Source organism: Actinophytocola sp., from assembly GCF_035712165.1.
GTDB lineage: Bacteria > Actinomycetota > Actinomycetes > Mycobacteriales > Pseudonocardiaceae > DASYTH01.
Genome location: NZ_DASTBH010000387.1, coordinates 1 through 8,244 on the forward strand (window position 1 = coordinate 1; position 8,244 = coordinate 8,244).

4 protein-coding genes and 1 pseudogene are annotated in these 8,244 nt (G+C 72.9%); all 5 read left to right on the forward strand.

Translation table 11 applies throughout. From position 1 onward, the window contains the following. Nucleotides 1-1,255 (forward strand): annotated as a pseudogene (locus VFO68_RS21440) (hypothetical protein); the annotation flags it as partial. A gap of 182 nt (nt 1,256-1,437) precedes the next feature. Continuing rightward, on the forward strand, nt 1,438-6,423 hold the full coding sequence (locus tag VFO68_RS21445; protein ID WP_325160136.1) for an NAD-glutamate dehydrogenase: 4,986 nt from the start codon (nt 1,438-1,440) through the stop codon (nt 6,421-6,423). Beyond that, nucleotides 6,423-6,854 (forward strand): thioesterase family protein, encoded by a 432-nt coding sequence (locus VFO68_RS21450; RefSeq protein ID WP_325160137.1) that lies wholly within the window; start codon nt 6,423-6,425, stop codon nt 6,852-6,854. Before VFO68_RS21445 ends, VFO68_RS21450 begins: the two co-directional genes overlap by 1 nt. Continuing rightward, nucleotides 6,847-7,482 (forward strand): hypothetical protein, encoded by a 636-nt coding sequence (locus VFO68_RS21455; RefSeq protein ID WP_325160138.1) that lies wholly within the window; start codon nt 6,847-6,849, stop codon nt 7,480-7,482. Before VFO68_RS21450 ends, VFO68_RS21455 begins: the two co-directional genes overlap by 8 nt. A 39-nt stretch (nt 7,483-7,521) precedes the next feature. Then, a partial coding sequence (locus VFO68_RS21460; RefSeq protein ID WP_325160139.1) for an MFS transporter occupies nt 7,522-8,244 on the forward strand: 723 nt, incomplete at its 3' end.

Below are 8,244 nucleotides of genomic sequence, written 5' to 3' on the forward strand. Positions count from 1 at the left end.
GGAACACACCGTCGAGGAACACACCGTCGAGGAACACACCGTCGAGGAACACACCGTCGAGGAACAGCCCGCCGGCGAACCCGAGCCCGCCGACCCGGTCGTCGCCGAGGACGCCCCGGCCGAGCCCGCCCCGCTCGGTGCCGAGGTGGCACCCGGCGGGGACCTGGTGGACGGACCCGGCCGGGATGTCGCTGACCCGTCCGACGAAGCGCGACCCGAGGCGGCCTTGTCCGACCGGCCCGATGCCGGCGGCGCGGACCTGCCGTTCGTCGTCGGGTCCGGTGGGGACGAGGTCGACCTGCCCGGGGCGGCGGATCGGCCGGTCGATGTGCCGGAGCCGGTGCCGGACGCGGGTAGCGTGGACGGTGTGCAGGCTGTCGGGACTGTCCCGCCGCCCGGTTCGAACCCTCCCGAGGGCGGGTACAAGGAGCCGGGCACCACGAACTGGCTGATCCGGGATCTGCTCGCGCCGCTGCTGCACCATCCGACGCTGGCCAGCAAGGGCCTGCGCGACACGGTGCCGCCGGAGCCGCCACCGGACGACGTGCCCGAGCCGCCCGGCCAGCCCGACGTCACGCCCCGCCGGCCGGACGAGCCGACCCCGCCGGGCGATCCGGGCGGGCCACCGACGCCGCACCGGCCGGACCTGACTCCCAAGGAACCGGAGTTCGGCCCGAGGGTGCCCGGTGAGGGGCCGAAGCCGGTCCCGTCGCCCCAGCAGGACCAGCCGTCGCACCGGCCGGACCTGCGTCCCAAGCAACCGGAGTTCGGGCCGAGGGTGCCCGGTGAGGGGCCGAAGCCGGTCCCGTCGCGCCGGCCGGGCGAGGAGGACCAGCCGCCGCCCCGGCCGGACGTCATCCTGCCCCCCGAGCCCGACCAGATCACCCCGATCCCGCCGATCCCCGAGCCACCCCCGGACGTGCCGCCGCCCGCGCAGCGCGCACCCGGCGACGAGCCGGGCGCGCCGCCCCCGGCCGCGCCGAAAACCGAGCCGGACACCGTGCGGCTGACCCCGGTGCCACCTCCGGACGACGGTGCCTCGCCGGGCCAGCGGCCGCCCCGGCGCCGGGAGCGGACCGACGCGATCAGCATCGCCGACCTGCTGACCGAGGCCCTGGTCGCCTACCAGGCAACCGGCCCGGACGACGAGGCCCAGGCCCAGCCCGCCGAGCCGACGCCCGACAACACCGCCCCGGTGCCTCGTTTCCCCTCGGGCAGCGGCCGGCACCGCATGCCCGACTGGGGCAACGTCTGACGACCTGGGATCCGCGCAACACGCTGGGCGACCGGTGGCGTGCGGGTGGGGACCGGGGCGGATACTTCGATTCAGTGTTCGATCAAGGGTTGTCCGTCGTGCTGAGCGCGCGGGAAGGCCGCATTAGGGTGTAGCTGCATGTGGCACGCAGGGGTGCCACCGAGGCGTGGAGTCCCGTGAACATGGCTTCAACCGGTACCCGGTCCCATTCCGCCACCGCCGCCAGGACCGGCGGATCCGGGTCGACCGACCAGCGGAGCCCCGAGCAGATCCGCGACGAACGCATCGAACAGGCGGCCCAGTTCTCTCCGGAGCTGGCCGAGCTGATCCGGTTGTACTACCGGTACCTGCCGCCTGAGGAGATCATCGAGGACAACCCGGTCGACCTGGTCGGCGCGGTGCGCTCACACCACCAGCTGGCCATGGACCGGGCGCCCGGCCGGCCCGCGGTGCGGATCTTCAACCCGGACCGGGCAACGGACGGCTGGAGCATGCCGGGCACCGTGGTGCAGATCGTCACCGACGACATGCCCTACCTGGTCGAGTCGGTGACCGCCGAGCTGAGCCGGTCCGGGCTGCAGGTGCACCGGGTGGTCCACCCGATCGTCGTGGTGCGGCGCACCGTCGCCGGCTGGCTGGTCGACCTGCTGCCCACCGCCGATCCCGACGACCCGCCGAGCGACGCGCTGGCCGAGTCCTGGATGTCGATCGAGATCGACCTGATCAGCGACGCCGACCGCAGCCGGGAGACGGTCAACAGCCTGTACTCGGCGCTGCACGCCGTGCGGGAGGTGGTCGAGGACACCGACCGGATGGCCGGCACCGCCCGGGCGCTGGCCGACCAGTTGGAGGCCGATCCGCCGCCGCTGCACACCGACCAGGTCACCGACGGGGCGGCGCTGCTGCGCTGGCTGGCGGACGGGCACTTCACCTTCCTCGGCTACCGCAACTACGAGCTGGTGCCCGGCGACGAGGCCGGCCGCCCGGCGCTGCGGGCCGTGCTGGCCAGCGGCCTCGGCGTGCTGCGCCAGGACAGCCTGGAGGCCCGCAAGCTGACCGCCGGGCCCGACGTCACGGCCAACGCGCTGTCGCCCAACCTGCTGATCCTCACCGAGGCCAGCGCCCCGTCGGCGGTGCACCAGTCGGTCTACCCGTACTACGTCGGGGTGAAGACGTTCGACGACGAGGGAACCGTCACCGGCGAGCACCGGTTCCTCGGCGTGTTCAACACCAACGCGCTGCACGAGGACGTGCTGGACATCCCCGTGGTGGCGCGCCGGGTGCGCGAGGTGATCCACAAGGCCGGCTTCCCGATGGAGTCCTACACCGGCCAGAAGATGCTCGAGGTGATCCAGAACTGGCCGCGCACCGAGCTGTTCTCCACCGGCACCGACGCCCTGCTGCAGACCGCGACCGGGGTGATCGCGCTGGCCGACCGCCGCCGGTTGCGGCTGTTCCTGCGCCGCGACCTGTTCGGCCGGTTCTACTCGTGCCTGGTGTTCCTGCCCCGGGACCGCTACACCACCACCTCCCGGCTGGCCATGCAGCAGGTGCTGCTGGAGGAGCTGTCCGGCAACCACCTCGAGTACAGCGCGCGGATCGGCGAGACCCCGCTGGCCCAGGTGTTCTTCACCGTGCACACCGAGCCGGACCGGCAGTTCGAGCCGGACGTGACGCACATCCAGGAGCGGCTCGCCGAGGCGGTGCGTACCTGGGACGACCACATGGTGGACGCGGTGCTGGGGGAGCAGCACGAGAAGCTGTCCGGCGGCCGGCCGGCGAGCGGCGCCGTGACGGTCGGGGCGGAGTCGGCGACCGAGCAGGGCCACCGGTTCGCCGGGGTGTTCCCGGAGGCCTACAAGGAGGACTTCGACGCCGGCACGGCGCTGATCGACCTGCGCCGGATGCAGGCGCTGGCGCACGAGGGCGCCATGTCGACCTCGTTCTACGAGCCGCGGGACGCCGAACCGGGGGTGCGCCGGTTCAAGCTCTACCTCGCCGGGCCGGGCGTGAGCCTGTCGCACGTGCTGCCGGTGTTGCAGCAGATGGGTGTGGAGGTGCTCGACGAGCGGCCCTACGAGTTGCGGCCGCAGGACGGGCAGAAGTGGTGGATCTACGACTTCGGGCTGCGGATGGAACCGGCGGTGCTGGAGCACCTCTCGGCCGAGGACCTGGCCTCGCTGCGGATCCGGTTCCAGGACGCGTTCGCGGCCGCCTGGCACGGTGACGCCGACTCCGACCGGTTCAACGCCCTGGTGCTGCGCGCCGGCCTGACCTGGCGCCAGGCGTCGGTGCTGCGGGCCTACTCCCGCTACCTGCGCCAGGCCGGGACGACCTACAGCCAGGAGTACATCGAGGACACCGTGCTCGCGCACTCCGCGGTGGCGACCGCGCTGGTGCGGCTGTTCGAGGCGGGGTTCGACCCCGAGGTGCCGGCGGGCGGCCGGCGGGAGCAGGTCGCGGCCCAGATCGCCGACATCACGCAGCGGATCGACGAGGTCACCAGCCTGGACGCGGACCGGATTCTGCGCAGCCTGCTGACGCTGATCCGGGCCTCGCTGCGGACCAACTACTTCGTCCGCGACGAGCACGGCCAGCCGCGCCCCTACCTGGCGATCAAGCTGGAGCCGCGCGCGGTTCCGGACCTGCCCGAGCCGCGGCCGCGGTTCGAGATCTTCGTGTGCTCGCCCCGGGTGGAGGGCGTGCACCTGCGGTTCGGGCCGGTGGCCCGGGGCGGGTTGCGCTGGTCGGACCGGCGCGAGGACTTCCGCACCGAGATCCTTGGTCTGGTCAAGGCCCAGGCGGTGAAGAACGCGGTGATCGTGCCGGTGGGCGCGAAGGGCGGGTTCGTGGTCAAGCGCCCGCCCGCGCCGACCGGGGACGCCGGCATCGACCGGGAGGCGTGGCTCGCCGAGGGCGTGGCCTGCTACCGGATGTTCATCTCCGGCCTGCTCGACCTGACCGACAACCTGCGGTCCGGGAGCGTGGTGCCGGCCCAGGAGGTGGTCCGCTACGACGGCGACGACACCTACCTGGTGGTCGCCGCGGACAAGGGCACGGCGACGTTCTCCGACATCGCCAACGAGGTGGCCCGCGGCTACGGGTTCTGGCTGGGTGACGCGTTCGCCAGCGGCGGGTCGGTGGGCTACGACCACAAGGCGATGGGCATCACCGCGCGCGGGGCCTGGGAGAGCGTCAAGCGGCACTTCCGTGAGCTGGGGGTGGACACCCAGGCCGAGGAGTTCACGGTGGTCGGCATCGGGGACATGTCCGGCGACGTGTTCGGCAACGGCATGCTGCTCTCCGAGCACATCCGGCTGGTGGCCGCGTTCGACCACCGGCACATCTTCCTCGACCCGAACCCGAGCGCGGCGGCCGGTTTCGCCGAGCGGCGCCGGCTGTTCGAGCTGCCCCGGTCCTCGTGGGAGGACTACGACCGCGGTCTGATCAGCGCGGGCGGCGGGGTCTGGCCGCGTTCGGTGAAGTCGATCCCGATCAGCGCGGAGGTCGCCGCGGCGCTGGGGCTGCCGGCCGGGACCGAGAAACTCTCGCCGCCGGAGCTGATGCGGGCGATCCTGCTGGCGCCGGTGGACCTGCTGTGGAACGGCGGGATCGGCACCTACGTCAAGTCCTCCACCGAGACCAACGCGGCGGTCGGGGACAAGGCCAACGACGTGCTCCGGGTGGACGGCCGGGATCTGCGGGTGAAGGTGGTCGGCGAGGGCGGCAATCTCGGCATGACCCAGCTCGGCCGGATCGAGTTCGCCCAGGTGGGCGGCAAGCTCAACACCGACGCGCTGGACAACTCGGCCGGGGTGGACTGCTCCGACCACGAGGTGAACATCAAGATCCTGCTGGACCAGCTGGTCGCCGAGGGCCGGCTGCTGCCCGAGCAGCGCACCGAGCTGCTCGCGGAGATGACCGACGAGGTCGCCCAGCTGGTGCTGACCGACAACTACCGGCAGAACGCCGTGCTCGGCGTGAGCCGGGCGCACGCGGCACCCATGCTGTCCGTGCACGCCCGGCTGGTGCACAGCCTGGAGCAGACCACCGGGCTGGACCGCGCGCTGGAGGCGCTGCCGTCCGAACCGGAGTTCCAGGAGATGGAGAAGGCCGGGCGTGGTCTGACCTCGCCGGAGCTGGCGACGCTGCTCGCGCACGTCAAGCTCGCGCTCAAGGAGGAGGTGCTGGCGAGCAAGCTGCCCGAGGCGGACGCGTTCGCCCGGCGGCTGCCGGAGTACTTCCCGTCGCAGCTGCGCGAGCGGTTCGCCGACGCGATCCAGGCGCACCCGCTGAGCCGGCAGATCACCACGACGCTGCTGGTCAACGAGGTGGTGGACGGGGCCGGGGTGTCCTACGCGTTCCGGCTGGCCGAGGAGATGAACGCGACGGCCACCGACGCGGTGCGCGCGTTCGCCGTGGTCACCAGCGTGTTCGGGCTGCCGGCGGTGTGGCGGGAGATCGAGGCGCTGGACAACCTGGTGCCGACCACCACCCAGGACGCGATGGTGCTGGAGATCCGGCGGCTGCTGGACCGCGCGGCCCGCTGGCTGCTGTCCAACCGGCCCCAGCCGCTGGCGGTCGGGGCGGAGATCAGCCGGTTCCAGACGGTGGTCCAGGACCTGATCCCGCGGATGACGACGCTGCTGCGCGGGCGGCAGCGGGCGGCGGCGATCGCCGACGCCGAGAAGCTGATCGGCGACGGCGTGCCGGCGGAGTTGGCGATGCGGGTGGCGACCCTGCTGGACGCCTACGGACTGCTGGACGTGACCGAGGTGGCCGAGTTGGCCGAGCAGGACGCGGCGCTGGACGTGGAGCGCAGCCCGGAGGAGACCGCCGAGCTGTACTACACGCTCTCGGATCACCTGAACCTGGAGGAGATGCAGTCGTCGGTCAACCAACTGGAGCGCGGCAACCGCTGGCATGCCCTGGCCCGGCTCGCGGTGCGCGACGACCTGTACGGCTCGCTGCGGCTGATCGCGCTGGATGTGTTGCGGCAGAACGATCCCGGCACGCCGGCCGACGAGAAGATCGCGTCCTGGGAGCGGGCCAACTCCTCGCGGCTGAACCGGGCCCGGATGTCGCTGGAGGAGATCAGCGAGGCGGGTCCGCTGGATCTGGCGACGCTGTCCGTCGCCGCCCGGCAGATCCGCAGTATGGTCCGTTAGTGGGTGTATTCGTTGCCGAGGTTCGGCCGCGCTGGTCGGACATGGACGCGTTCGGGCATGTCAACCACGCCAACACGGTGACCCTGCTCGAGGAGGCCCGGATCGATCTGTTGTTCGTCGAGGCCACCCGGCACGGCGCGGCCGGGATGGCGGGTGGCGTGGTCGTGGCGAGGCTGGTGGTGGACTACCACGCGCCGCTGCTGGCCACCGGCGCGACGGTCCGGGTGGAGATGTCGGTCCGGGAGATGCGCAACGCAGCCTTCACCCTGGACTACGTCGTCCACAGTGGACTGTCCGAGTCGGATCCGGTGGTGGCGACGGCGGAGACCATGCTGGTGCCCTACGACCTGAAGACGGGCCGGCCGCGCCGGCTTTCCGAGGCGGAGCGGGACTTTCTGGCGGCCTGGCGGAGCGGGAGCAACGGTGCCTGAGCTGGTGTTCGCCGATCCCGCCGAGCGGGACGATCTTGGCGCGTTCGTGGCCCGCGCGGTTCGGCTGGACGGGCAGACCGTCGTCCGGCTGCGCGGCCGGGACGGTGGGCTGATCGACTCCTGGGTGGCCACGCCGTTCGATGTGCTGGCCACCCGGACCGTGCGCGGGCAGGTGCAGCCGGCCGACGTCACGGTGTCCGGCAACGAACTGCTGGCGGCGCTGGCCGTGGTGCGCGGGGACCGGGTAGACCCGGGCGCCGCCCGCGATCTGCAGTGGCGCTCGGCGCTGCCGCCGGTGGCGCACTGGCACATGGTGGACGACCTGCCCGCCCGGGTGGTCTCGGACCTGGCCGACCGCGGCCTGGCGCTGGCCCGGGAGAGCGCCGGCCCGCACGGCACCCCGCCGGCCGCCCTGCTGGACCAGACCGTGCTCACGGTGTCCGGCGACGGGATGGAGATCAAGGTTCCGCTGCGCTGCCTGTTCGCCATGTCCGGCATGGGCTTCCTGGGCACCAACGACGCCGGCGAACAGGTCCGCGTCACCGCGACCGACGCCTGGCTGCGCATCGACGCCCGGTTCGGAGCCGTCGTCCGCCGCCGGCACGCGCTGCTGCCGCTGCTGGTCTGAGGCTGGACTTCAGCGCAACGCCTGCTGGAAACTTGAGTCATGGGGACTCAAGTGCGCCGCGGGCTGCCCGGGCGGTATCAGCTGTGGACCGCCGGCACCACTGTCTCGGAGATCGGTGACGACGCGCTGTACTTCGCGCTGGGCTGGACGGCCAGCGCCTACGGCGGCACGGCGGCCGGGTGGGTGCTCGCCGCGACCGTCGGCCCTCGGGTGTTGCTGACCCTGGTCGGCGGCGCCGTCACCGACCGGCTGGGCGCGCGGCCCGTGGTCCTCGGCGCGCAGGCCACGCTCGCGCTGGGTTGCGCCGGTGCGGCGGCCGGGCTGGTCCTCGCCGGGCCGTCGGTGTGGCTGCTCGTCGCGTTCGCCGTGCTGCTCGGCGGCGCGACGGCGTTCCTGTTCCCGGCGAACGCGGCACTGACCGCGACCCTGATCCCGGCCGACGACCTGCCCCGGGCGCTGGGCCTGCGGCAACTCGCCTACCACGTGGCCGGCCTGGCCGGCGGCCCGGTCGGCGGCCTGCTGATCGCACTCGGTGGCCTGCTGCTGGTGCTCGGCGTCAACGCGGTGACCTACCTGCTGGTCCTCGGCGCCGTGTTGCTGTTGCGGCCGGGCCCGGCCGCCCGCGCCGAGCGCGAGCCGCTGGTGCGCGCGATCGGGGCCGGCCTGCGCACCGCCTGGTCGGACCGCACGCTGCGCACCGTGTTCGGCCTGTACGCGGTGGCCGGCGGCTGTGCGCTGGCGGTTGGCGGGTTGCTGGTGCCG